This window comes from Streptomyces sp. NBC_00442 (assembly GCF_036014195.1).
Taxonomy (GTDB): domain Bacteria; phylum Actinomycetota; class Actinomycetes; order Streptomycetales; family Streptomycetaceae; genus Streptomyces.
The window spans coordinates 99,582-122,175 of sequence record NZ_CP107918.1; the positions used below are offsets into that span (position 1 = coordinate 99,582).

General features: G+C 70.4%; 21 protein-coding genes and 1 pseudogene. 14 read left to right on the top strand and 8 right to left on the bottom strand.

Features of this window, described 5'->3' with window-relative positions; all coding sequences use genetic code 11:
* Nucleotides 1-33 precede the first annotated feature (33 nt).
* Nucleotides 34-684: an HAD family hydrolase gene (locus tag OG432_RS00495; RefSeq protein WP_328306528.1), complete on the bottom strand. Its 651-nt coding sequence runs from the start codon at nucleotides 682-684 to the stop codon at nucleotides 34-36.
* 284 nt (nucleotides 685-968) lie between these two features.
* On the opposite strand from OG432_RS00495, the gene OG432_RS00500 reads away from it, so the two are divergent.
* Complete coding sequence (locus OG432_RS00500; protein ID WP_328306530.1) at nucleotides 969-1,247, top strand: hypothetical protein; 279 nt, start codon at nucleotides 969-971, stop codon at nucleotides 1,245-1,247.
* Between the two features lie 52 nt (nucleotides 1,248-1,299).
* On the opposite strand, the gene OG432_RS00505 is transcribed toward OG432_RS00500, so the two are convergent.
* Nucleotides 1,300-1,989: a nitroreductase gene (locus tag OG432_RS00505; RefSeq protein WP_328306532.1), complete on the bottom strand. Its 690-nt coding sequence runs from the start codon at nucleotides 1,987-1,989 to the stop codon at nucleotides 1,300-1,302.
* A 105-nt stretch (nucleotides 1,990-2,094) separates the two neighbouring features.
* Between OG432_RS00505 and OG432_RS00510 the strand changes: the two genes are divergently transcribed.
* The 7 genes from OG432_RS00510 to OG432_RS00540 all read left to right on the top strand — a co-directional run bounded on the left by OG432_RS00510 (nucleotide 2,095) and on the right by OG432_RS00540 (nucleotide 9,028).
* On the top strand, nucleotides 2,095-2,715 hold the full coding sequence (locus OG432_RS00510) for a TetR/AcrR family transcriptional regulator (protein WP_328306533.1): 621 nt from the start codon (nucleotides 2,095-2,097) through the stop codon (nucleotides 2,713-2,715).
* Between the two features lie 210 nt (nucleotides 2,716-2,925).
* Nucleotides 2,926-4,188 (top strand): NAD(P)/FAD-dependent oxidoreductase, encoded by a 1,263-nt coding sequence (locus tag OG432_RS00515; RefSeq protein ID WP_328306535.1) that lies wholly within the window; start codon nucleotides 2,926-2,928, stop codon nucleotides 4,186-4,188.
* Between the two features lie 5 nt (nucleotides 4,189-4,193).
* Complete coding sequence (locus tag OG432_RS00520) at nucleotides 4,194-4,946, top strand: DUF1365 domain-containing protein (RefSeq protein ID WP_328306537.1); 753 nt, start codon at nucleotides 4,194-4,196, stop codon at nucleotides 4,944-4,946.
* On the top strand, nucleotides 4,943-6,220 hold the full coding sequence (locus OG432_RS00525; protein WP_443058311.1) for a class I SAM-dependent methyltransferase: 1,278 nt from the start codon (nucleotides 4,943-4,945) through the stop codon (nucleotides 6,218-6,220). The genes OG432_RS00520 and OG432_RS00525 overlap by 4 nt, the downstream gene beginning before the upstream one ends.
* Complete coding sequence (locus OG432_RS00530; RefSeq protein ID WP_328306538.1) at nucleotides 6,217-7,509, top strand: cyclopropane-fatty-acyl-phospholipid synthase family protein; 1,293 nt, start codon at nucleotides 6,217-6,219, stop codon at nucleotides 7,507-7,509. Before OG432_RS00525 ends, OG432_RS00530 begins: the two co-directional genes overlap by 4 nt.
* Nucleotides 7,509-8,336, top strand: a complete 828-nt coding sequence (locus tag OG432_RS00535) for a DUF1295 domain-containing protein (protein WP_328306541.1) — start codon at nucleotides 7,509-7,511, stop codon at nucleotides 8,334-8,336. Before OG432_RS00530 ends, OG432_RS00535 begins: the two co-directional genes overlap by 1 nt.
* Nucleotides 8,333-9,028, top strand: coding sequence for an alpha/beta fold hydrolase (locus tag OG432_RS00540; protein WP_328306542.1), 696 nt, complete (start codon nucleotides 8,333-8,335; stop codon nucleotides 9,026-9,028). The genes OG432_RS00535 and OG432_RS00540 overlap by 4 nt, the downstream gene beginning before the upstream one ends.
* 37 nt (nucleotides 9,029-9,065) lie before the next feature.
* Here the strand turns inward: OG432_RS00540 and OG432_RS00545 are convergent, their stop codons facing one another.
* Entirely contained in the window at nucleotides 9,066-9,215 is a 150-nt protein-coding gene (locus tag OG432_RS00545) for a hypothetical protein (RefSeq protein ID WP_328306544.1), read from the bottom strand.
* 228 nt (nucleotides 9,216-9,443) lie between these two features.
* On the opposite strand from OG432_RS00545, the gene OG432_RS00550 reads away from it, so the two are divergent.
* Entirely contained in the window at nucleotides 9,444-11,066 is a 1,623-nt protein-coding gene (locus OG432_RS00550; protein WP_328306546.1) for an alpha/beta fold hydrolase, read from the top strand.
* A gap of 184 nt (nucleotides 11,067-11,250) precedes the next feature.
* On the opposite strand, the gene OG432_RS00555 is transcribed toward OG432_RS00550, so the two are convergent.
* Entirely contained in the window at nucleotides 11,251-11,727 is a 477-nt protein-coding gene (locus OG432_RS00555) for a MarR family winged helix-turn-helix transcriptional regulator (RefSeq protein ID WP_443058535.1), read from the bottom strand.
* 178 nt (nucleotides 11,728-11,905) lie between these two features.
* Here OG432_RS00555 and OG432_RS00560 point away from each other — a divergent pair, with 178 nt between their 5' ends.
* Entirely contained in the window at nucleotides 11,906-13,429 is a 1,524-nt protein-coding gene (locus OG432_RS00560; RefSeq protein WP_443058312.1) for an MFS transporter, read from the top strand.
* Between the two features lie 246 nt (nucleotides 13,430-13,675).
* Here OG432_RS00560 and OG432_RS00565 read toward each other — a convergent pair whose 3' ends face one another.
* Nucleotides 13,676-14,941, bottom strand: coding sequence for a hypothetical protein (locus OG432_RS00565; RefSeq protein WP_328306550.1), 1,266 nt, complete (start codon nucleotides 14,939-14,941; stop codon nucleotides 13,676-13,678).
* A 232-nt stretch (nucleotides 14,942-15,173) separates the two neighbouring features.
* Here OG432_RS00565 and OG432_RS00570 point away from each other — a divergent pair, with 232 nt between their 5' ends.
* On the top strand, nucleotides 15,174-16,421 hold the full coding sequence (locus OG432_RS00570) for a NucA/NucB deoxyribonuclease domain-containing protein (protein WP_328306552.1): 1,248 nt from the start codon (nucleotides 15,174-15,176) through the stop codon (nucleotides 16,419-16,421).
* Nucleotides 16,422-16,549: 128 nt separating this feature from the next.
* Here OG432_RS00570 and OG432_RS00575 read toward each other — a convergent pair whose 3' ends face one another.
* Nucleotides 16,550-17,305 carry an anti-sigma factor gene (locus OG432_RS00575; RefSeq protein WP_328306554.1) on the bottom strand — a complete coding sequence of 252 codons (756 nt, stop codon included), beginning with the start codon at nucleotides 17,303-17,305 and terminating at the stop codon, nucleotides 16,550-16,552.
* Nucleotides 17,302-17,418, bottom strand: a pseudogene (locus tag OG432_RS00580) (sigma factor-like helix-turn-helix DNA-binding protein); the annotation flags it as partial. The pseudogene OG432_RS00580 and the gene OG432_RS00575, both read right to left, overlap by 4 nt.
* Nucleotides 17,419-18,116: 698 nt before the next feature.
* On the opposite strand from OG432_RS00580, the gene OG432_RS00585 reads away from it, so the two are divergent.
* From OG432_RS00585 to OG432_RS00595, 3 genes are all read left to right on the top strand, one after another.
* Complete coding sequence (locus OG432_RS00585) at nucleotides 18,117-19,715, top strand: sulfite oxidase (protein WP_328306556.1); 1,599 nt, start codon at nucleotides 18,117-18,119, stop codon at nucleotides 19,713-19,715.
* A 103-nt stretch (nucleotides 19,716-19,818) separates the two neighbouring features.
* Complete coding sequence (locus OG432_RS00590; RefSeq protein ID WP_328306558.1) at nucleotides 19,819-20,478, top strand: fasciclin domain-containing protein; 660 nt, start codon at nucleotides 19,819-19,821, stop codon at nucleotides 20,476-20,478.
* A gap of 346 nt (nucleotides 20,479-20,824) precedes the next feature.
* Nucleotides 20,825-21,406 (top strand): fasciclin domain-containing protein, encoded by a 582-nt coding sequence (locus OG432_RS00595; RefSeq protein ID WP_328306560.1) that lies wholly within the window; start codon nucleotides 20,825-20,827, stop codon nucleotides 21,404-21,406.
* A gap of 87 nt (nucleotides 21,407-21,493) precedes the next feature.
* Here OG432_RS00595 and OG432_RS00600 read toward each other — a convergent pair whose 3' ends face one another.
* On the bottom strand, nucleotides 21,494-22,546 hold the full coding sequence (locus OG432_RS00600) for a DUF2599 domain-containing protein (RefSeq protein WP_328306562.1): 1,053 nt from the start codon (nucleotides 22,544-22,546) through the stop codon (nucleotides 21,494-21,496).
* Nucleotides 22,547-22,594: the final 48 nt, after the last annotated feature.

Consider the following 22,594-nt stretch of genomic DNA (forward strand, 5'->3'; position numbering starts at 1 on the left):
TGGCTGCTCGGCCACGCGAGGCGGGGACGGCGTCTACTGCTCGTTGATGAGGCTGGGGAGTTTGCGCATGTCGTGGAAGACGATGGCGCCGGGGCCTTCGAGTCGTTCGGCCGGGGTGAGGCCGCCGGCGTAGCCAAAGGCACGCATCCCGGCGGCGTGGGCGGCCTGGACGCCGGGGTAGCTGTCCTCGACCACGGCGCAGGCCGCAGGATCGACGCCCATCCGCCGTGCCGCGTGCAGGAAGAGGTCGGGGGCCGGCTTACCCCGGGAGACCTCGGTGGAGCTGAAGATGTGGCCCGTGAACCGGTCGTAGAGTCCGGTGACGCCGAGAGTGTGGCGCATCTTCTCGTGGGAACCGCTGGAGGCGACGCAGACCGGCAGGGTGATCTCGGCGAGTGCCTCGGGCAGCCCGTCCACGGCCTCGAGTCCTGCGTCGACCGCCTCGCGGTGACGCTGCATCAGCTGCTCCCACCAGTAGGCGGCGATCTCCTCCCCCAGCCGCTGGGCGATCTGTTCGCAGATGGATTCCCGTGAGCGCCCGATGAACAGGTCTATGACGTCCGCCTGGGTCAGCGGCCAGCCGAGCTCCGCCCCCAGCTCGATCTGGATGCGCACGGCTATGCGTTCACTGTCGACGAGCACACCGTCACAGTCGAATATGACGAGTTCAATCGGCTTGATCATTTCCGCAGCATAAGCTGCTTGCCGGGTCATGCGGCCATGATGCGTCCACGGGCGTGCGTTCCCGACCGTGTTCGCAGCCCCGGATCCTCGATGGCCATCAATCGGGCACTCGGGAACGTACGCCCCTCGCGTGCAACCCGGGGCCGATCCACAGGTCTTGAGCAGGACGCGAGTGCAGCGACGCGCGGCGACACGAACACTCGCGCGGACGGGCGCTCGCGCGACAGAGCGGGCCGGAGCAAAACCAGCTGCGCGCAGTGACAGCACCCGGAAGGATGGCGGGCATGCCAAGCCCCACCGTGGAAGAGCTCCTCGCCCGCGTTCACGGGCTGACCCCTGAACGCGCGCAACAGATCGGTGATCAGATCGATGAGTGCAGACGGCGGCTCACCGCGAGCGGCGACATGGATGCCGTCCAGCAGCATCTGAAGGACCAAGGCGTCAGCACCTTCCAAGCAGTGATGATCACCATCAGGCTGCTGGACGACGACCATCCGAGCAGGCTGCGCGCAGCACGAGAAATCGTGGAGTGCAGCCCGGCCCGAACACACGGCTCCGCATAGGCATGCCGGCCCGCGAGCAGCGCACCAAGCTCATTCGAATCCGGTACGCGCTCTACCCGTGGAACGTCGTGACCTCCTCCAGCGGGGCCCGGCCCGTCGTCACTTGGTTGACCGGTGCGGATCCGTCGGCGTAGCCGAAGGAGACGCCTGCCAGCAACTGTCCCTCGTTCAGGCCGAGTTCCTCACGGACCGTGTCGGCGTAGAAGCTCAGCAGACCCTGGGGGCAGCTCGCCACCCCGTACGCCGTCATCGACAGGAGCAGCGTCTGCAGGTACGCGCCCACATCGGCGGCGAGTCGCGCTCCGCCGTCGCCGGTCACGAACAGGAACGCGGCGTGCGGTGCGCCGTAGAAGCTCAGACTCCGTGCGTTGTACGCCGCTCGGGCCTCATGATCGTCGGGGGCGATGCCCAGGGCTCCGTAGAGCTGTGCGCCGAATGCCGCGCGGCGCGCCTGGTGGGCCGGTGCGTACATGCCCTCGGAGTACGGGAGGTCGATCGTCGTGCGGCGCTCCGCGTGGGCCACCCGGAGTGCGCGCGCCAGTCGGTCGCGGACAGCGCCGCTCACCACCTCCACCCGCCACGGCTGCGCGTTGGAGTTCGAGGGCGCGGCGCCGGCCAGGCGGAAGACCGCGCGCATCGTGTCCTCCGGCACCGGGTCCGGGCGGAAGGCGCGGGTCGCGCGACGGCCTCGTATCAGCGCTTCCGCGTGGTCACGCAGGTCGGTGGATGCGAGCGGGCTCATGGGTGGGGCACTCCTCGGCAGCCGGCAAGTAAACGGGAGCGTTTACATGCCGGACACTAGCAGCTCGACGCCCCTGCGAAGTAAACGCGCCCGTACACTTGGCGCATGAGTGCGACGAGTGAAGCCCAGGCCGGGACCGCGGCGCCGCAGAGGCGTGGGCGCGGCGGGCGCGAGCGCATCCTGGCCGCCGCTGCCCGGCTGTTCGCCGCCCAGGGGATCAACGCGACCGGCATGGAGCAGGTGGCCGAGGCGGCGCCCGTCTCCAAGCGCACGCTCTACGCGCACTTCCGGACCAAGAACGACCTGGTCGTGGCACATCTCCAGGACCTCGTCCCCTCCGGGGCCACGCTGGAGAGCGTCCTGACGCGGCAGGACGTTCCGCCGCTGGAGCGGATCCTCGGGCTGTTCGACTCGCCCGCACCGGATGCGTCACCGGTGCGCGGGTGCCCGTTCATCGACGCCGCGGTGGAGTTTCCCGATCCGGACAGTGCCGTTCACGCCTATGCGCGTGAGCAGAAGGTGCGGATGGTGCAGTTGGTGGGTGTGCTGGTGACCGAGTTGGGGTGTCGCGAACCGGCCGCCCTCGCCGAGCAGTTGGTGATCCTCGCGGACGGGGCCGCCAGCCGTGCCATGGTCCTGAACGAGGCCGGCTACGGCCGGCACGCGCGGGCAGCGGCGGAGGTCCTCCTCGCGCACTCGCTGTCGGGCACGTCCCGGCAGCACTGAATCGGCCGGTTCCGTCCGCCATACGGGGGTCCTGCGCCGCGCCGATTTCCATCGACACCTCGTAGGCGCGCACCCGCGGCGGAACGCAGAAGCCCCCTTGCCTCGGGAATCCGTCCGAGTGGACCAATCCGAAGCCTGCGCGGCCCCGAATCACTGGCGAATACGGCGCCGGGCAAGCGGCGCCGCGCGAGGCTGGAGGCGACGGGCACAGTGGAGCGGCGACAGATAGCCGTAGTGGGCGGCGGGGTGGCGGGACTGACCGCCGCCTACGTGTTGCAGCAGGCCTGCGACGTGACGCTGTACGAGGCCGACGAGCGCCTGGGCGGGCACGCCCACACGCACGAGGTGGCCCAGGCGGCGGGCGGCACGGTGCGGGTCGACAGCGGCTTCATCGTCCACAACGAACGTACGTATCCCCTGCTGCTGCGCCTGTTCCGCGAGCTGGGGGTGGCCACCCAGGACGCGGAAATGAGCATGTCGGTGCGGTGCGACGGATGCGGCCTGCAGTACGCGGGCGCGCGTGGGCTCGCGGGGCTGTTCGCTCAGCCCCGCAGGGCGCTGAGCGGTCGCTATCTGCGGATGCTCGGCCAGGTCCCCGCGTTCCATCGTGCCGCGCGGGCGGCGCTCGCCTCGGACCGTGACGGCACGATGACGCTCGGGGAGTTCTTGGCGGAGGGCGGCTTCACGCCGTACTTCGTGCACCATTTCGCCACCCCGCTGGTGTCCGCGGTGTGGTCGTGCGCCCCGGAGACGGCCATGCGGTATCCGGCCACGTACCTGTTCCAGTTCCTGGAGCACCACGGCATGCTGTCGGTCCGAGGGGCGCCGCAGTGGAAGACGGTGACGGGTGGCTCGGTCGAGTACGTCGGCCGGGTCGTCAAGCAGCTCACCGCCTGTCACACCGCCACCCCGGTGCGGGCGGTGCGGCGCGCCCCCGGCCGGGCCGAGGTGATCACCGCCGATGGTGTGACGAGCACGTACGACGCCGTGGTGATCGCCGTCCATCCCGATCAGGCCCTGCGGCTCCTGGCCGATCCCACCCCGCGGGAATCCCGGGTCCTGAGTGCCTTCCCGTACTCGCGCAACCACACCGTGCTGCACACCGACTCCGCCCTGCTGCCCAGTGCCCGGCGGGCCAGGGCGTCCTGGAACTATCTGATGCCCTCCTGCGAGTCCCCGGCGGACACGGTCCGCGTCAGCTACGACATGGGCCGGCTGCAACGCCTGGATTCCCCCGACCCGTACATCGTCACCCTCAACGCCGGGGACCGCATCGACTCCGGCCAGGTGCTGGCCCGCATGACCTATGAACACCCCGTCTACACACGGGAGTCGGTCGCCGCGCAGCAGCACCTCCCCGGGCTGAACACCCCGGTCACCGTGTACGCCGGCGCCTATCACGGCTGGGGATTCCACGAGGACGGGTGCCGCTCCGGTGTGCGGGCCGCCGCCGCTCTGGGGGTGCCGTGGTGACCACCATGACCCCTGCCCCGGTCCGCGCCCGGCCCGCCCCGGCGCTGTACGAATGCGTCGTTTCGCACGTGCGTACCGCTCCGCTGCGGCACGCGTTCAGCCACCGCACCTACATGTGGCTCGTCGATCTCGATGAACTGCCGATCCTGCCCCGCGCGCTGCGGCCACTGGCCCGCTTCGAGGCGCGCGACCACTTCGCCGGGACGGACACGACGCTGCGCGCCGGCCTCGACCGCTTCCTCGCGGCGCGGGGTGTACGCCTGCACGGGGGCCGGGTCCTCATGCTCGCCCAGGCGCGCGTGCTGGGCTACGTCTTCAACCCGCTGTCCCTGTACTGGTGCCACGGCCCCGGCGGCGATCTGGTCGCCGTGGTCGCCGAGGTCCACAACACGTACGGCGAACGCCACTGTTATCTGCTGCGCACGGACACCGAGGGACGGGCCGTGGTGCCCAAGGAGTTCTACGTCTCTCCGTTCTTCCCCGTGGACGGTGCCTACCGGATGCGTCTGCCCGAGCCCTCCGACCGCCTGAACCTGAGCGTGCAGCTGCGCCGGGGCGACGAGCGGCCGTTCACCGCGACGGTGCGAGGCGCGCGTACTCCCGCGACGCCCCGCCGCCTGCTGTCGGCGGCGTTGCGTCACCCGTGGTCGACGCTCGCCGTCGCGGCCGGGATCCGCAGGCACGGACTGTGGCTGTTCCTGCGCCGCCTGCCCGTCCATTCCCGACCCAGCCACTGCCTCCAGGAGGGCATGAAGTGAAGGCCGCAGTCTCTTTCCCCGACAGTTCGACCGGGGCCGCCGCGCCGCCCGCAGTCGTGGACGCGTCCCGGTGGCCGGACGTGGCCGGGGTGCCGCGCAGTTCACCGCTTCGGACAGCCGTGGCGGCGTGGGTCGTTCGGCGCGCCCTGGGGCGGCTGCCGCTGCGCGTACAGCTGGGTGGCGCGGCTCCCACCGGGGACCGGGGGCCGCTGGTCACCGTGCACGCCCCTCAGGCGTTCTTCCGGCGCCTGGGCACCGACGGGCTGATCGGCTTCGGCGAGTCCTACATGGCCGGGGAGTGGGACACCGACGATCTGGTCGGAGTCCTCACCGTCCTGGCCGCGAACGTCTCCTCGCTCGTTCCGCGTCCGTTGCAGGCACTGCGCGGTCTGTGGGCGCACCGCCAGCCGGCCGCGGAACGCAACAGCCTGCACGGCGCGCGCAGCAACATCCAGCGCCACTACGACCTGTCCAACGACTTGTTCGCGCTGTTCCTCGACGAGACCATGACGTACTCCGGTGCCGTCTTCCGCGGCTTCCCCGCCGGCCGGCCACAGCTGGCCGAGGCTCAGGGGCGAAAGATCGACCGGCTGCTCGACCTGGCTCAGGTGACGCGTGGCACCAGGGTGCTGGAGATCGGTACCGGCTGGGGCGAACTCGCGTTGCGCGCGGCCGCGCGCGGCGCACACGTCAAGACGGTGACGCTGTCCCGCGAGCAGCGCGACCACGCGGCCGCACGCATCGCGCAGGCCGGCCACACCGGCCGCGTCTCGGTCGAGCTGTGCGACTACCGCCATGTCACGGGCGACTTCGACGCGATCGTGAGCGTGGAGATGATCGAAGCCGTGGGCGAGGAGTACTGGCCCGTCTACTTCGACACCCTGGCCCGCCTGCTCACTCCTGGCGGACGGATCGCGCTGCAGGCCATCACGATGCCCCACGACCGCGTGCAGGCCACCCGCGGCACCTACACCTGGATCCACAAGTACATCTTCCCCGGCGGTCGCATTCCCTCCGTCGAAGCACTGGGGCACGCCGCCGAAGCGGCGGGCCTCGCGACGGTGCACGACGACGCGTACGGGCCGCACTACGCCGAGACCCTGCGGCTGTGGCGTGAGCGCTTCGCCGACCGGGGCGGTGACGTGGCGGCCCTCGGCTTCGACGGCACCTTCGCCCGGATGTGGGAGTTCTACCTGGCCTATTCGGAGGCCGGGTTCAGAGCTCGCTACCTCGACGTGCACCACCTCGTACTCGCCGGGGCGGGTGCGCGGTGAAGGGCGTGGCGCCTCGCCTGGCCGAGGCCGTCCAGTCGTACACCGGGGCCGCTCTGCCGGTGCGGCTGCGCGCCTGGGACGGGAGCGAGGCCGGACCCGACGGCGCGCCGGTCGTCGTCCTGCGCTCACCGCGCGCCCTGCGCCGTCTGATGTGGGAGCCGGGTGAACTCGGGCTGGCCCAGGCCTACATCAGCGACGAGCTCGACGTCGAAGGGGACCTGGCCGCCGCGCTGAGCACGGTGTGGCGTTCGGTCCGCGCACGCCAAGTGCGGCCGGGCCGCCCGGGAGCTCGACGGCATGTGACCGCCGCCCTCACCGCCCTGCGCTGCGGAGCCGTCGGCCCGCGCCCGCCCGCCCCGCACGCACCGCAGGCGCGGCTGCGCGGCCGGCTGCACAGCACCGAACGCGACCGGGCCGCGATCAGCCACCACTACGACCTGTCCAACGACTGGTACGCACTGCTCATGGACGAGTCCATGGCCTACTCCTGCGCCTACTGGACCCGCCCGGACGACCCTTCGTACGGTCTGGCCGAGGCCCAGCGCGACAAACTGGAGCTGATCTGCCGCAAGGTGGGCCTGACGCCCGGCGCGCGCCTGCTGGACGTGGGCTGCGGCTGGGGAAGCCTGTCGCTGTACGCGGCACGCCACTTCAAGGCGCGCGTCACCGCGGTCACCCTGTCGCGGGAACAGCGCGACTTCGTCACGGCGCGCGTTCACGAAGAAGGTCTCGACGATCTCGTCGATGTCCATCTGCGGCACTACCGGCACATCACCGGCGCCGACTACGACGCCGTCTGCGCGATCGAGATGGGCGAACACGTCGGCGACGCCCACTACCCCGACTTCGCCGGCCGGCTCCACACCCTGCTGCGCCCCGGCGGCCGTCTCCTGATCCAGCAGATGTCGCGGACCGGGCACGCCCCCGGTGGCGGCGCGTTCATCGAGTCCTACATCGCACCCGACATGCACATGCGGCCCCTGGGCGAGACCGTCGCCCTGCTGGAAGGCGCGGGCCTCGACGTGTGGGCCGTGGAGTCGCTGCGCGAGCACTACGTTCGTACCATCGCCGCGTGGCACGCCACCCTGGAAGCACGGTGGGCGGAATTCGTGGCCCTGGCCGGCCAGGAGACGGCCCGGGTCTGGCGTCTCTACCTCGCCGGCGGGGGCCTCGCGTTCGCCGAACGCCGTATGGGAGTCGACCAGATCCTCGCCGTACGCCCCGGCACGGACGGCACGGCGACCATGCCCGCCACCCTGTCCGACTGGTACCAGCAGAAAGGCATGTGATGGCCGGCTTTCCCTGGCACGCGTTCGCCACCGGGCTCCTCCTCACGGCGGCCGCGGTGCTCGCCGTCATGCTCATCACCTTCGCCGTCGCCGTGGTCACGGGCATGCACCGGGTGGTCGATGTCGCCTGGGGCCTGGGGTTCACCGGCGCGGCGCTGGTCGCGTACACCGTCTCGGCAGGCCACGGCGATGATGCGGGCCGGCTCCTGGTGACGCTCGCGACCGCGATCTGGGGGCTGCGTCTGGCCGCGCACATCGCCTGGCGCGGCCGCGGGCACGGCGAGGATCCGCGCTACGACCGCATGCTGGCGAAGGCTCCCGGCAGCCGCAACGCCTACGCCCTGCGCATGATCTACCTCTTGCAGGGCGGCCTCATCTGGCTCATCTCTCTGCCCGTCCAGGCCGCGCAGTTCACGCCCGGCCCGCTGGGCGCCGCCGCCCTGACCGGGGGCGTCCTGTGGGCCGCGGGGCTGGTCTTCGAGTCGGTGGGTGACTTCCAGCTCGCCCGGTTCAAGGCCGACCCCGCACACCGCGGCCAGATCATGGACCGCGGCCTGTGGGCGTGGACCCGGCACCCCAACTACTTCGGCGACTTCCTGATCTGGTGGGGCCTGTTCGCCATGGCCTGCGGGACGTGGCAGTCGGCGGCGCTCTCGCTCCTGTCACCGCTGCTGATGTCGTTCCTCCTCACGCGCGGCAGCGGGAAACGCCTCCTGGAAGAGCACATGAAGGACCGCCCCGGCTACACCGCGTACGCGGCTCGCACCAGCGGCTTCGTCCCCCTCCCCCCACGCCGTCACCCCTCCTCCTCGACGGCGCGGCCATGACGTCCTCCCCCGGCTCCGCCGACGACACGGCGACGGCCTCGCGTCACGCTGCCAGGCTGAGTGTGCGCACGGCGCCCCCGAACCCCCAGGCCGCCGTGGTGCTGCTGCACGGCGGGCGCGCCGACGGCCTCGCAGCGCCTCCGTGGATCAACCTGCCCGCGCTGCGACTGCGTTTCTTCGGGACCGCGATCCTGCGTGCCCGGCCCCGGAACACCCTGCTGCTCGCCTCGGTGCGCTATCGCCGACGCGGCTGGAACGGGCCGTTGGCCGACCCCGTCCACGACGCCCGTGACGCCCTCGACGAACTGGGCCGTCTCTCCCCCGGCCTCCCGGTCGTCCTCGTGGGCCACTCCATGGGCGGCCGTGCTGCCCTGCGGGCCGCAGCCCACCCATCGGTACGCGGCGTCATCGCGCTCGCCCCCTGGTGCCCGGCGGGCGAGCCCGCCTCCCACCTGCGGGACAAGACCGTCGTGATGCTGCACGACCCCCGGGACCGCGTCACCCGGGCCGATCTGACATGGGCCTTCGCCCGCAGGGCCCGCGCCCAGGGCGCCGATGTGCACGCGGTGAAGATGCCGCACGGCGGCCACACCATGCTCCACGGCGCCCAGGGCTGGCACCACATGACCGCCCTGTGCGCCGCCGCCGTCCTGGACGGCACACCGCCGCCCCATCCGATCCCGTCTCTCTGACCACCCCGATCTCCTCTCCCTCTGCGTCAGTACCCCGTCAATGGGCGGAGGCCCCGAACTCGGCATGCCGGGCACGCAGCGCGAACTCCGCGTCATCACCCGGCTCGTGCGCGGGAGGAGGGAGAACCACGCGACGCGCCTCCTCGCGTGCCTCGGCCAGGAGGGCCCGGAACTCCTCGTCCGTCATCGCAGCTCACCTCGTCACGGTCCGGCCCGCGTTCTGGGGCCTCACTGGGGATTCGTTCCTGGACGACGTGCAGATTGCTCTGTCGTGGGGTCTGCTACGGCCATGCGTGCCCCCGCGAGGGCCGTGGCCGTGAAGCCGGCCGGTGTTCAGGGCCCCTGAGGCCCCTGAGGCCCCGGCGGACCGCCGGACCGCCGGACCAAGGCCAGGGCGTGCGTGAATAATCAGGGCATGTTTTCCGACTTCACGCACGGCCACGACGGTGAACGCCTCAGCGGTATCTACGCCGGTGATCCCTCCGATCCCACCGTGGTGGTGCTGCATGGCGCGGGCAGCAGCAGCAAGGAGCGACTGCTCCCGCTGGTAAGGGAGTTCGTGAACCGCGGCTGCCGAGGGGTGGCCCTCGATTTCTCCGGGCACGGCGAAAGTACGGGAGAACTCGGCGAGTTGAGCCTGCGGCGACGGTTCGGACAGGCCGTCGGGGTGATCGATGCGTATGGCGGCGCGGAGGGGCCGCTGGTCCTGGTGGGCTTCAGCATGAGCGGGCAGACGGTGGCGGATCTCGTGGCGCACTACGGGGATCGGGTGACGGCGCTGGGGCTGTGCGCGCCCGCCGTGTACACCGAGGAGGCGTGGGACGTGCCCTTCGGGGACGGGAACGGGCGGTTCAGCGGCATCATCCGGCGGCCGGACAGCTGGCGGGAGGCGCGTGCGCTTCAGGTGCTGCGGGCGTACGAGGGCCGGGCGGTGCTGGCCGTGCCGGGCACGGACGCGGTCATTCCGGCCGCGGTGACCGAGTCCGTACAGGAAGCGCTGGCCACCCGCTCCCAGTACACGCGGTTCGAACTTCCCAACGCACAGCACCAGTTGGCGATGTGGTTCCGCGATCACGGCGAGGACCGGCGGGAATTCGTCGACGCGGTGCTGACCGGCCTCGACGACCAGGGCTGGTCGGCTACCCGTACATGGGTGGCCAAGCAGCTCGGCAACGGCCGTGAGGTCACCGGCTCGCGCCTCCTGTCCGGTGGCTGGAGCTCCCAGATGCGCCGGCTCAGCCTCGACGACGGTACCGCCCTGGTACAACGGACCTTCGTGAAGCCGTTCTTCCGCCATCACGGCCCCGGGCTGCTGACCCGCGAGGCGTCCGTCCTGACGCTGCTCGCCGGGCAGGAGAACATTCCGGCGCCCGACTTCGTCGCCGTGGACGCCACGGCCGAACACTGCGACCACCCGACGCTGTTGATGTCCGCGCTGCCCGGCCGCGTCCGCGTGGACGAGGACGACCTGGCCCGGCGCCTGGACCTGCTAGCGGCTCAGCTCGTCGGCATCCACGGCGTCGTACCGGACGAAAGACCGCGCACGTACCAGGCGTGGACGCCCCCGGAACGCGTGCGCACCCCCGACGGCCCCCTGTGGGAGCGGGCCGTCGACGCGCTCCGCCGGGAGCCGCCGGCGTACGACGGCCGCTTCCTGCACCGCGACTTCCACCCCGGGAACGTACTCTTCGCGGGAACCGGTCCCACCCTGCGGATCACCGGCGTCGTGGACTGGGTCGAGACGTCGTGGGGACCTGCCGACCTGGACGTGGCGCACTGTTCGACCGCGCTCGCGCTGCTGCACGGGCCGGCGCACGGGCTGGAGTTCCGCGAGCGGTACGAGGCACAGGGCGGCCGCTGCCTCGCCGACGACCACGACCACCTGTACTGGCGGCTGCTCGACGCCCTGCACTACTGCCCCGACGCGGCGAAACTGGCCGGCCCGTGGCGTGAACTGGGCCGGGACGATCTGACGTCCGACGTGGTGGCGGAACGGCTGGAGGCGTACGTGGACGGACTGCTGCGGCGATACGGCTGACCGATCGTGATCACTCGCCCGCGCGTGGCGGACGGGCCACTCCACCGGCCCCAGGACAGCCCGCTCTCATCGTCGAGCTCCTGCGGGAACCGCTCGCCGTCGGCACCATCCGTCCTTGACGCACGGCATCGAGGACGAGGATGTCGCCCACCTCATGGGCGATGGGCGGCGGGGAGCATGACGGTCAGGGAGTTCGTTCCTCGGGGGTGCGAACGGAGCGCGGTGTCACCGCGTCCTGTTCCGCGAGGTGGCTGTCCATGGTGGTGTTCAGGCCGGCCATGAACGCCTCCACCTGTTCCAGGAACTGGGGCGGGTAGTGCGACATCGCGGCGTCGAGGCGGTGGGCGAGCGGGCCGAAGAACTCGTCCGCCCGTTCCTGGATGTGGCCGCCGCTGCGCAACGTGACGATGCGCCGGTCGGTGTGCTCGCGGGCGCGGGTGATGTGCCCTGCCGCTTCGAGGCGGTTCAGGAGGGCGGTGGTGGCGCCGGTGGACAGGGAGATCCGCTCGCTCAGCCGCGCCGGCGACAGGGGGGTGCCGCGCTCCTCGGCTGCGGCGATCTCCAAGACCGCGGTCGCATCCGTGGAGTGCAGGCCCAGCCAGGCGGCGAAGCGCCGACTGAGTTCGGTGTAGTGGCCGCCGTAGATCCTCAGCGACTCCATCAGCCGCTCACGCTGCTCCGCGACACCGTCGCGCACTGCTTCCTCCACGCCTCCGCCCTTCTCCCGCCGCGCGAGCCGCGCGGTCCCATGCTCGGCAGCGATCCGCGTGGTCCGCGCGCCCACTCCGCTTTGACAACCTACCGGCATCAATTTACCTTCATGGTGGAATTGCTTCACCGTGGAGGTATCTGGCGTGCACAACCCGGCCCCGACCCCCGACGAGACGACCGAGCCCTACCGGTGGCGATGGCTGATCCTGGTGGTGATGATCGTCGCGGAGATCATGGACCTCCTGGACGCCTCGATCGTCAACGTCGCCGGACCGGACCTGGAGAAGTCCCTCGGTGCCGGTTCCGTCGGCCTGCAATGGGTGATCGGCGGTTACGCCCTCACCCTGGGCGGCGGGCTCGTGCTCGGCGGCCGGCTCGGCGATCGCTACGGCAGGCGCCGGATGTTCCTGATGGGACTCGCGGCATTCACCACGTGCTCCCTGCTGTGCGCGATCGCGCCGAACATCGGGTCGCTGATCGCCTTCCGCCTGCTGCAGGGCACCGCCGGAGCGATACTGCTGCCCCAGGGCCTGGGTCTGCTGCGGGAGAACTTCTCCGGCCCCGAGCTCACCAAGGTCTTCGCGGTCTTCGGGCCCGTCCTGGGTCTGGGCGGCATCGTCGGCCCCGTCCTGGGCGGCTTCCTGATCGAGGGCGACTTCTTCGGCCTGGGCTGGCGGTCGGTGTTCTTGGTCAACCTGCCCATCGGCATCGCGGCACTGATCGTCGCGGCGCGGTTCGTGCCCAAGAAGACGGGCGACCGCGCGGTACGGGTCGACATGGCCGGCGCCGCCCTGGTCGTGGCGTCCTGCGCTCTGCTGGTGCTGCCGCTCAACCAGGGGCAGGAGGAGGGCTGGCCCCTGTGGACGTGGCTGTCCATGGCGGCCTCGGCGATCGGGTTCGTTCTCTTCGCCCTGCACCAGCGCCGTGCGGCGGCCGCGGGCCGCGAGCCGTTGGTGACCCCGGGCCTGCTGCGCAAGCCGGCCTTCACCGTGGGGCTCGGCGGCATCGCCCTGTTCTTCGGCGGACTGATCGGCAGCCAGCTCGTACTCACCCTGTTCCTCCAGATCGGCCACCGCTTCACCGCCGGAGAGGCGGGTCTTGGCAACCTGCCCCTCGCGGTGGGAACCGCGATCGGCGGCGCGGTCAGCGGCGCGTTCCTCGCCGACAGGATCGGCCGCAAGGTGCTCCAGATCGGACCGCTGGTCCAGCTGGCCGGAGCTGCCGTGCTCTGGCGCGAGCTCGACGGCCTCGATGCCGCCTCGGTCTCGATCTGGGACATCGTTCCCGGAGTCGCGGTGGCGGGCGTCGGCGCCGGCCTGGTGATCGCCGCCCTGTTCAGCTTCATCCTGGCCGCGGTCGACGACGACGAGATCGGATCCGCCTCCGGTGTCCTGTCGGCGGTCCAGGCGGTGGGCGGCTCCATCGGCGTCGCGGTCTTCGGCTCGGTGTTCTTCGCGCGGGCGAAGACCGGTGACTTCACCGGCGGCTTCCACCGCGCGTTGATCGTCCAGGCAGGGCTGCTGGTGGTCTTCCTCGCCATCACCTTCCTGCTGCCCAGGAAGGGCCGCCCCGAAGAAGAGCAGCACGGCATCAACCCCGAGACGACTGTCGACGGCACCGGCACCGGCACCGAGCAGCACGTCACCGCCTGAGCCCGGCTCACCGCGTGAGCCCCCCGAAGCACTCCGGCCAGTCGGCGGGCTGGTCGTCAGGGTGGTCACGGTCACCGGTCGGGGCCCCCAAGGCCGGTGTCGGGACTGCGACTTCGGGACAGCGACGCGCAACGCCCCGCGCGGAACCGGAAGGCCGCACCCGGAGGCCCGAACCCGCAGGCCTGGACCGGGCGGCCGGAGGTCCACGGGTTCACGTGCGGGGCGCCGCTCACGTGGTGGGGGCCGTCAGACCACGGTCAGGGTGTACGTACCCGTGCCGTCCTGCCTGCCGCTGGAGTACTGCCGGATCAACTCCCCGTCCGCGTAACGGTCGTGGCCCAACATCGAGCCGGTGTACTTGTTCTGCACACCGATCTTCGAGCTGCCCGGTACGTCACGGTAGATGGAGAAGCGCTGGAGGTCGTCCTCCCCACAGGTGGCCGTCGTCAGGTAGGCCTGCTCCTGGTTGGCGATGGCCGCCGGGATGGTCGCGCATCCGCCGTTGCCCCAGTTCCACAGGGACGCCTCGATCACCCCGTTCTGCTCCGTCACGTTGCAGAGTTTCCAGTTGTCCAGGTGGGCGCTGAAGAAATTGGATTCGCGCAGGCGGACGCCGTCGTTGGCCAGGAGCGGTGCGCTCCAGTTCAGCGGCTTGCCAGGGACGTCGATCCGGTAGACGGCGGGCTGGCAGTTCAGAGCGGCGGCCCCGACGGCGGGGGCGGCGGCCGGACCGCCGGCGGCCTTCACACTCTTCTCGGCCGTGGCGGCTCGCTCGGCCCGCTCGGCCTCGTGCCTGGCCTTGGCGGCCTTCGCCGAGGGGACCGGCCCGGCCGCGTGCTTCGCGGTGGCGGTGGCGGAGCCGCAGTCGAGGAGGTCCTGCGCCTTGCGCATGATGCTGTTGGCGGGGACCTGGTCCTCGCAGCGCACCGCGCCTTCCTCCAGGGTGGTGAAGGTGGTGTAGCTGCCGGTGTCGGATCCTTGGATCCACTTCAACGCCCAGCTGCCGTCGCCCTGTTGGACGCGGTTGCAGTTGAGGCTGCCGTAGGTGCCGGTGACCTTCTTGGTGCCCTTGTAGAGGCCGTAATAGCCGGGATTGCGGAAGTTCCACGTGACGGACGTCGACGTGCTGCTGGTGGAGGTGTAGTTCACCTGCACGTTCAGGCCGAGGCTCGCGCCGACTTTGCCGAGCGTCTCGACGGCGAAGCTGCCTTCGACGTTGCCGGTGAGGCCGACGGACACCGAGATGGTCGTCTGGACGCTGGTGTTGACGGTCTGGGTACCGGTCGAGCCGTTGGTGACGTACCAGCCGTTGAAGTGGGTGATCGTCGGGGTCACTTCGGAGGTCTTGATGTACGGGTGCCGTGTGCCGAGGTCGGCCGCCGTGCAGGCGGCGCCGGCCTCGGCCTGCGCGGTGGTGGCGGGTGCCGCCTTCGCGGGTGCGGCGGCCGAGGCGGCGGCCGGTGAGACGGCAAGTCCCACGGTGGCCACAGCGGCCGAGGCGGCACAGGCCATGAGTGTTCTGCCTATGTGGCTGACGGGTTTTGTGGGGCGCATCGTTGCCCTTTCCCCCTGGTTGTTTGTGTTCGGTCAATGGGTGAACGTAGCGGCCGCGGGGGTGGCGGCGTGAGCCCGCAACGGGCCAAAAAGGATCAAGGAGGGGCTTATTCCGCTCCTGTGCGGGCGGGCCCCTGACCGGTTCGATCCGTGGTGGACCCGTACACCACCGATCGAGGGGAACCACGCTTTGAAACGCGTCAGACACCTGCTCGCGGCCGTAGCCGCACTCGCCCTCACCGCGGCCCTCCTCGCCCTGGGCGCCTCACCGGCCGCCGCCGCACCCGCCAAGGCCGCCCCCAAGGGCCACGGCACGTGCAAGTCCACGGCCCCGGGGTCCCAGGCGCGCCGCCATGGCACCGGCTGGACCTGCGGCAAGGCGGAACCCGTCGCCGTCCCTTCCCAAGCCATTGCCAAGGCCACGGCCAAAGCCACTGACACCGAAGGCACCGCGAACGAGCCCTCGGACGGTCCATGCCCCAAGGGCCGGAACGCCGACCGGCACAACTACTGCTGGGGCGAGAAGTTCACGATCACGGCCTTCGACACCGACGGCAAGGAGACAGGCCACTCCGTCGTCGTGGCCTTGAGCTTCGCCCGCCTGAGCTCCTCCAGCGGAAAGTGGACGGAGAACCTCGCCGTCAAGGCCACCGAGATGGAGGGCGAAGCGAAGACCGTGTCGATGGACCTGTCCGCCACCTGCAGCGGCCTGTGCACCGTGGACGCACCGGCCTGGGGCGGCGCACCCATAGAGCTCTCGCTCGGTGACGAGAGGACCGGGAACCTGTCCTTCACCTCCAGCGTCACCAAGGGCACCAACTCGTTCATCTACCCCACCTACACGTCGTTCGGGACGATCCTCGAGGCGGGCGGCGGCCTTGCGAACCCGGTGAGCTGGAACGGCCACCAGCTGCGCTGTGATGCGCAGGTCGGCCAGTACCCCGGCTGCATCGTGATGGGGCACATGGCCAACGTGACCATCCGCGAATCCGCCTACGGGGCAGCCGCCATCGCCTACGCCTGGGCGCAGAGCAACCTCCATGGCGGCAACTTCGGCACCGAGACGAAGCCGCTGCAGCGCAATTCCGGAGGGAGGACGGAAGCGGCCAAGAAGCGCAGGCAGTCGTGCACGGCGGCCCCGCTGCCGTTCAAGCCGGACCCCAGTGTCGCGAACGACTCCTGCGACGAGTTTCCCTTCGCCAGCTCGGTGCAGGGTGGCACGAACGGCTCCGACTGCACGGAGATCATCCCCAGGAAGACCGACGGGGTGTGGCACGTCGATGTCGTACGGGACAGCCCCCACGGCAGTAACGCACCCTGCATCCGGGCCCATGTGCCCCTGCCCGAGAACACGGGTGCCGGGGGCGAACTCGGCCGAGCCGTCGTCGCGGACCGCATACTCGAGATGGAGTGGTACGAGGTGATCCTCGCCCCCTAGGCGGCGGGCCTCCCTCTCCGGGGCGTGGAGAGGGAGGCCCCCCGGGGCGGGCCCGGCGCGCGAGCTGATGTGGTGCCGCTGAAGTGATGTGGGCAGCCCTCGGCGGACCCCGACGGAGGCGGCGTGGTTCAGGCGTGGGGGAAGGCCATGACGGCCAGGGGTGTGGTGGTGGGGTGTGGGGAGCCGCCTGTGGGTTCGAGGGTGATGCCCATGCCGGTGGCTTGGTCGACGGGGCCGGTGAGCAGGACTGCTTCGGTGGTTTGGGTGGGGTTCATGAGTCCGGCGGGTCGCATGGTGCCGGCGTCGTTGAACCAGAGTTGGTAGACCTTTCCTGCGGGGGGTCGTGTGAGGCCGGAGGCGAGGAAGACGGCTTGGTCGCGGCTGCGGGCGATGACGAGGGTGGCGTTGGCGCCGCCTGTGACTGGTCCGGTGGTCGCTTTGGCGTCGGGGGCCGTCAGGACGTCGGCCAGTTGCCGGTACTGTTTTTGGGCGGACTTTGCCTGGTCGCGTGCGGTGTCGGCCCGCTGGTGCTGCCAGGCGGCGGTGCCGCCGAGTGCGACGGCGGCGGCGAGGCAGGCGGCGAGTGCGAGGCGTGTCAGGGTGCGCGTGCGGCCGGTCCGCGTCACGTGGGGTGCCAGGGGTGTGGTGCGGGGCGGGTCCTGGCGTACGGTGCTGATCCTGCGCAGGACGTCTGCTTTCAGCGCTGGGGGAGGTGTGGTGGTCATGGCCAGGCCGAGACGGCCTGCGGTGGCGGCGAGTTCGCGGACTTCCTGGGTGCAGGGCTCGCATTGGGCGAGGTGGCGTTCGAATTCCGTGCGTTCGTCGTCGAGGAGTGCGTGCAGGGCGTATGCGCCGGTCAGTGTGTGCAGGTCGGCTCCGGTCACGCGGTCACCCCCAGGCAGTCGCGCAGCCGGATGAGTCCGTCGCGCAAGCGGGTCTTGATGGTGCCGAGCGGCACGGACAGCAGCTCGCTGACCTCTCGATAGGTCAGCCCCCGGTCATCACGCGCGGTCCTGGCCAGGAGCTCGGGCAGGTCGGAGCCGGCCTGGCGCACACCGTCGCTGTGCGCGACCGCTCGCACCCGCTGATGCTCCTGGAAGGTTATGGCCATGACAGTGATTCGGTGCCCGAAGGCCAACGGATTGCTGCTCGCCGGGGATTTCCCGCCGCCCGGTCCGCCGTCTTCCACCCGATGCGCCACCACCACGCCGGGGATCACCGAAAAGGACAGCTTGCGCCCGACCGTCCCCTGACCGCCGCTCGCCGTCACCCGCTGGTCCTCACCTGCACGGCGCGACCGCTCTCGTCCTGCTGGCCGGTCAACTCCCATACGTACGTGGCTACTTCCGACAACACCACTCCGGGAGCCGGGAGTACGGGCGAGAGTTCGGAAGCACATGGGCAGGGCGGTCGTGCGTCGCCGCGCCGGAAGTCAGGTGTGCCGGAACCCGTCGGCGCGCGCCGCGTCCAACTCGGTGCACCGCGTGGCGAGCCTGGCGGGGACGCGGGCGGAGCGGGCCGTGCGTAGGCGCGTACACACTGCCGCCATGTGCCGATGTGGCTGCGGAACACGGCCATGCACCTGGGGTTCTGTCCGTCGGGAGGGCCCTCACGGCACGTCAGTCATCCGCGTGGCGCAACTCGTTGGGGTGAATGGCCAATCCCGCGGCCCGTCGGTTCCGAATAGGAGCCGTGATGAAACTTCTGAGCAGAGGGTTCCGCCTTCCGCTCGCAGCCCTGTCCGGACTGCTCGCCGGGTTCGCCGCGCTGGCCGTCGCCGAGCTGGTGTCCGCTGCGGTCCGGCCCGAATCCGGGCCGGTGATCGCGGTGGGCGGCGCGGCCATCGACCGCACGCCTCCCGCGCTCAAGGACTGGGCGATCCGCCACTTCGGCACCAACGACAAGCTCGTCCTTCAGCTCGGCATCCTCGGCGTCCTGGCCCTGCTGGCCCTCGTGCTCGGTGTGCTGGCGCTGCGTTTTCGCCGGATCGGGGCCGCCGGGATCCTGCTGTTCGGGGTCGTGGGGGCTCTGGCGGCCACCAGCCGCCCGGACTCGACGAGCGCGGCGGACGCCCTCCCGTCGGTGGTGGGCTCCCTGGCGGGCGCGGGACTCCTGTACCTGCTCATCGGGCGTCTCACCACGCCGCAGAGCACCGCCGAAGCCGAGGGACCGCCGACTGACCGGATGTCCGTGCGTGCGGACGGCTGGGACAGGCGCGGCTTCGTCATCGCGGCGAGCGCGGCGGCTGCCGCCTCGGCCGGCGCCGGGCTGCTGGGTAGGTCCCTGAACAATTCCCGAGGCCAAGGAGCGGTCGCCTCACGGGGCAAGGTCCTGCTCCCGGCGCCTGCCTCCGCGGCCCGGCCGATCCCGCCCGGTGCTGTGCTGCACACCCCCGGCATCAGCCCGTTCGTCACCCCCAACGGTGACTTCTATCGCGTCGACACCGCCCTGGTGATCCCGAAGGTCGATGCCACCGCATGGCGGATGAAGATCCATGGGAAGGGCGTCAGCCGGCCTCTCACTCTCACCTTCCAGGACCTTCTGAAACGTCAACTGATCGAGCGGGACATCACGTTGACATGTGTCTCCAACGAGGTCGGCGGCCCCTATGTGGGGAACGCGCGGTGGATCGGGGTGCCGCTGGCCGACCTGCTCAAGGAGGCGGGGGTGCGGCCGCCGTCTCGCGGCGGCCCGGCCGATCAGCTCGTGGCGCGTTCGGTGGACGGCATGACGATCGGCACGCCGGTGGAGGACATCATGGACGGCCGCGACGCGATGCTCGCCGTCGGCATGAACGGCGAACCTCTTCCGTTCGTGCACGGCTTCCCGGTCCGCATGGTCGTGCCGGGTCTGTACGGCTACGTCTCGGCGTGCAAGTGGCTCCAGGATCTGGAACTGACGACGTTCGCCGACTACGACTCGTACTGGGTCAAGCGGTCCTGGGCGCAGAAGGCGCCGATCAAGACCGAGTCCCGCATCGACACCCCGAAGCCGTTCGCGCGCCCGAAAGCCGGGACGGTGATGGTCGCCGGGGTGGCCTGGGCACAGCACCGCGGGATCGACCGGGTCGAGGTCCGCGTGGACGACGGCCCGTGGACGCGGGCCGACCTGGCCGCGGAGGACACCACCGACACCTGGCGCCAGTGGTCCCTGCCCTGGAAGGCCGATTCCGGGCCCCACACCCTCACGGTCCGGGCCACCGATCGCACCGGTCGGACACAGACCGAGCAGCGCACCCCCACCATCCCGGACGGTGCGAGCGGCTGGCACTCGGTGGTGATCACCGTGGACTGACGCACCCCGCTCCGGGATCGCGGGAGCCGCGCACCCCATGCCGTCCGGGCCCACCGGCCCGTCTCACCCTTCGCACACCTCACACGTCACCACAGGAGAAGTCATGAACACCCTGAGTTTCCGCCGTGCCGCGATCGCCGTCACCGCCGCCGCCGTTCTGCCGCTCGTACTGACCGCCTGCGGAGGCGACGACAGCAAGAAGGACAGCTCCGCCTCCGCGTCGGACGCCCCCGCGGCCCCCGCACCCTCGGGTGCGCAGTCGTCGGCGGCCGGAGACTCGTCGATGACGGACAAGCCGTTCGGCTCGGCCTGTGCGACGGTGCCGAAGGACGGCGCGGGGTCGTTCGACGGCATGGCCAAGGACCCGGTCGCCACCGCCGCCTCCCACAACCCGGCGCTCTCCACGCTGGTCGCCGCGGTCAAGAAGGCCGGCCTCGTCGACACCCTCAACAACGCACAGAACATCACGGTGTTCGCTCCCACCAACGACGCCTTCGCGAAGATCCCGAAGGCCGACCTGGACAAGGTCCTCAACGACAAGGCCACCCTGACCAAGATCCTGACCTACCACGTGGTGGGCCAGAAGGTCACGCCCCAGCAGCTGCAGAACGGCTCCTTCGACACCCTGGAGAAGGGCAAGGTCACCACGTCCGGCTCGGGCACCTCGTACAAGGTCAACGACTCCGCCAACGTGGTCTGCGGCAATGTGCCCACCGCCAACGCCACCGTCTACATCGTCGACACCGTCCTGATGCCCAAGTAAGCGAGAGCACACCGCGGCCACCGAGCCGTGACGGCGCGGACGAGCCGGAGTGCGCAGGCCTTCCAGCAAGGGCCCACTCCGGCGCGTGCGCGCGTCGCTCGTCCGGGCTCGCTCGTGCGGGCCCGCTTGTCCGGCAGGTTTGTGCGGCTCGCACGAAAAAGTACAGAAACCGTGAATCGCCACCAATCCGACCGCGGCAGGCGCGCCGAATACCCAGTGCGGCGTGCGACGGAACGCGAGCCACGACCCGCCATTCCCGGCACCGGACGCTCCCTGAGGTCCACTCGGCCGGCACCTCCTTCCGAAGGAGGCGGTGCGCGTCGCGAACCCCTCGAAGGAACGAGTCATGAACAGCATCCGCATCAGGCGCTCGGCGCTCATCGGTGCCGTCGCCGTAGCGTTCCCGCTCGCCCTCGCCGTGGTGCCGCTCGCGGCGTCCGCCGACAGCATGCCCGGCCCCTTCGGCCCGGCCTGTACCAGCGTGCCCAAGCAGGGTTCCGGCAGTTTCGGCGGGATGGCCAAGGACCCGGTCGCCACCGCCGCCTCCCACAACCCGGCGCTCTCCACGCTGGTCGCCGCCGCCAAGAAGGCGGGCCTGGTCGACACGCTGAACAACGCGAAGAACATCACGGTCTTCGCGCCCACGAACGATGCGTTCAGCAAGATCCCCAAGAGCACGCTCGACAAGGTGATGAACGACAAGGCCCAGCTCACCAAGATCCTCACCTACCACGTGGTGGGACAGAAGATCACGCCTGACCAGCTGGGCAAGGGCAGCTTCAAGACCCTCGAAGGGGCCACTCTCACCACGTCCGGATCCGCCTCGGCCTACAAGGTCAACGGCCGAACCAACATCGTGTGCGGCAACGTGCCCACCGCCAACGCCACCGTCTACATCATCGACAGCGTCCTCATGCCCACCTCGTGAGCGGATGCGGGCCACACGGGACCGGGTTCTGGGAGCCCGGTCCCGGACCGCTGTCGGTGACACAAGCGTCGCGGCCGCCGATCGGTGCTACGAGTCGGTCTCCCAATTGCATTTGGAGGCGAGCATCTTCGCGAGCTTGGCGTCATTGTCCCCGGTAAGTTCGGGGCGCCAGGTTTCCAGATCCCACGTCGGACCGCCGAAGTGCCCGCCACTGTTGTTGGGGTAGGAGAACTCCGCGTGGCACATCAGCTGTTGGTAGGTCGAGTTGTTCTGGGTCTGCGTGGCGCCGGGGAACATGCGCGTGTTGGACCACACCTGCCTCCAGTCCTCGTTCACGTCACTGGCGGCGTCGTCGGTGCCGAGGACGGTCTTGAAGGCGGCGGCCGTCGGGGTCACGTGGACGGACGTCAAGCGGGTGTTGGACCAATTGATGTAGACCTCGGTCTTGTTCACCCACTTCGTGCTGGTGACGCCGCCGTAGCCGATGCACGCGGTCTGGCAGGACTCGAAGGCGTCGGCCTGACCCCCGCTCCACAAGAGGTACTTGCCGGACTGGAAGTCCTGGCGCACACCGTTGTTGTCGTCGAGATTGCCGCCGATGTGCCCGGCGTTGTACTCGTCGCTGGTGGGATAGCCGTACGTCCCTCCTTCGTACCCGTACTCTCCCCACCACCAGCCGATGTTGCCGTGCACCGCGTGTGCTCCGCTGGCGGGTGACCAGTAGACCGTGGCGTTCTGGAACTGCTGGCGGACGCCGATCCCGTCGGGGTTCTTCAGCTCGTCGGTCAGCGGGTACCCCATGTAACCGCCCTCCCAGCCGTGCTGGCCCCACTCCTGTCCGACGAGACCCCACACCGCGTGCGCCCCGGTGTTCGGGCTCCAGGAGATCGAGCCGTTGTCGAAGACCTGCCGGCGGCCGACCCCGTCGGGAAGGCCGAGTTCATCGCTGGTGGGACAGCCCAGGGACTGCTGCACACCGGGCGTCTGGGTGTACTCGGTCCAGATCGCGCCGTCGACCGAGTGGGTTCCGCAGAAGGTTTCCGCGGACGCGGGGGTGGCCTGGACGCCCACCAGCAGAGAGGCGACGGCCGCACAGGCGGCGAGCGGGGCGAGGGGCCGTACAGCCTTTGGTCTGTTCATGACCAGCAGTATCCACGGACGCGGACGGTGCGGACTGCGGGAGAAACA

Bases quoted from the DNA above. Each gene is read 5' to 3' on its own strand.
- OG432_RS00495 (WP_328306528.1), bottom strand. From the start codon at position 684: ATGATCAAGCCGATTGAACTCGTCATATTCGACTGTGACGGTGTGCTC.
- OG432_RS00500 (WP_328306530.1), top strand. From the start codon at position 969: ATGCCAAGCCCCACCGTGGAAGAGCTCCTCGCCCGCGTTCACGGGCTG.
- OG432_RS00505 (WP_328306532.1), bottom strand. From the start codon at position 1,989: ATGAGCCCGCTCGCATCCACCGACCTGCGTGACCACGCGGAAGCGCTG.
- OG432_RS00510 (WP_328306533.1), top strand. From the start codon at position 2,095: ATGAGTGCGACGAGTGAAGCCCAGGCCGGGACCGCGGCGCCGCAGAGG.
- OG432_RS00520 (WP_328306537.1), top strand. From the start codon at position 4,194: ATGACCCCTGCCCCGGTCCGCGCCCGGCCCGCCCCGGCGCTGTACGAA.
- OG432_RS00535 (WP_328306541.1), top strand. From the start codon at position 7,509: ATGGCCGGCTTTCCCTGGCACGCGTTCGCCACCGGGCTCCTCCTCACG.
- OG432_RS00540 (WP_328306542.1), top strand. From the start codon at position 8,333: ATGACGTCCTCCCCCGGCTCCGCCGACGACACGGCGACGGCCTCGCGT.
- OG432_RS00545 (WP_328306544.1), bottom strand. From the start codon at position 9,215: ATGACGGACGAGGAGTTCCGGGCCCTCCTGGCCGAGGCACGCGAGGAG.
- OG432_RS00550 (WP_328306546.1), top strand. From the start codon at position 9,444: ATGTTTTCCGACTTCACGCACGGCCACGACGGTGAACGCCTCAGCGGT.
- OG432_RS00555 (WP_443058535.1), bottom strand. From the start codon at position 11,727: ATGGAGTCGCTGAGGATCTACGGCGGCCACTACACCGAACTCAGTCGG.
- OG432_RS00565 (WP_328306550.1), bottom strand. From the start codon at position 14,941: ATGGCCTGTGCCGCCTCGGCCGCTGTGGCCACCGTGGGACTTGCCGTC.
- OG432_RS00585 (WP_328306556.1), top strand. From the start codon at position 18,117: ATGAAACTTCTGAGCAGAGGGTTCCGCCTTCCGCTCGCAGCCCTGTCC.
- OG432_RS00590 (WP_328306558.1), top strand. From the start codon at position 19,819: ATGAACACCCTGAGTTTCCGCCGTGCCGCGATCGCCGTCACCGCCGCC.
- OG432_RS00595 (WP_328306560.1), top strand. From the start codon at position 20,825: ATGAACAGCATCCGCATCAGGCGCTCGGCGCTCATCGGTGCCGTCGCC.
- OG432_RS00600 (WP_328306562.1), bottom strand. From the start codon at position 22,546: ATGAACAGACCAAAGGCTGTACGGCCCCTCGCCCCGCTCGCCGCCTGT.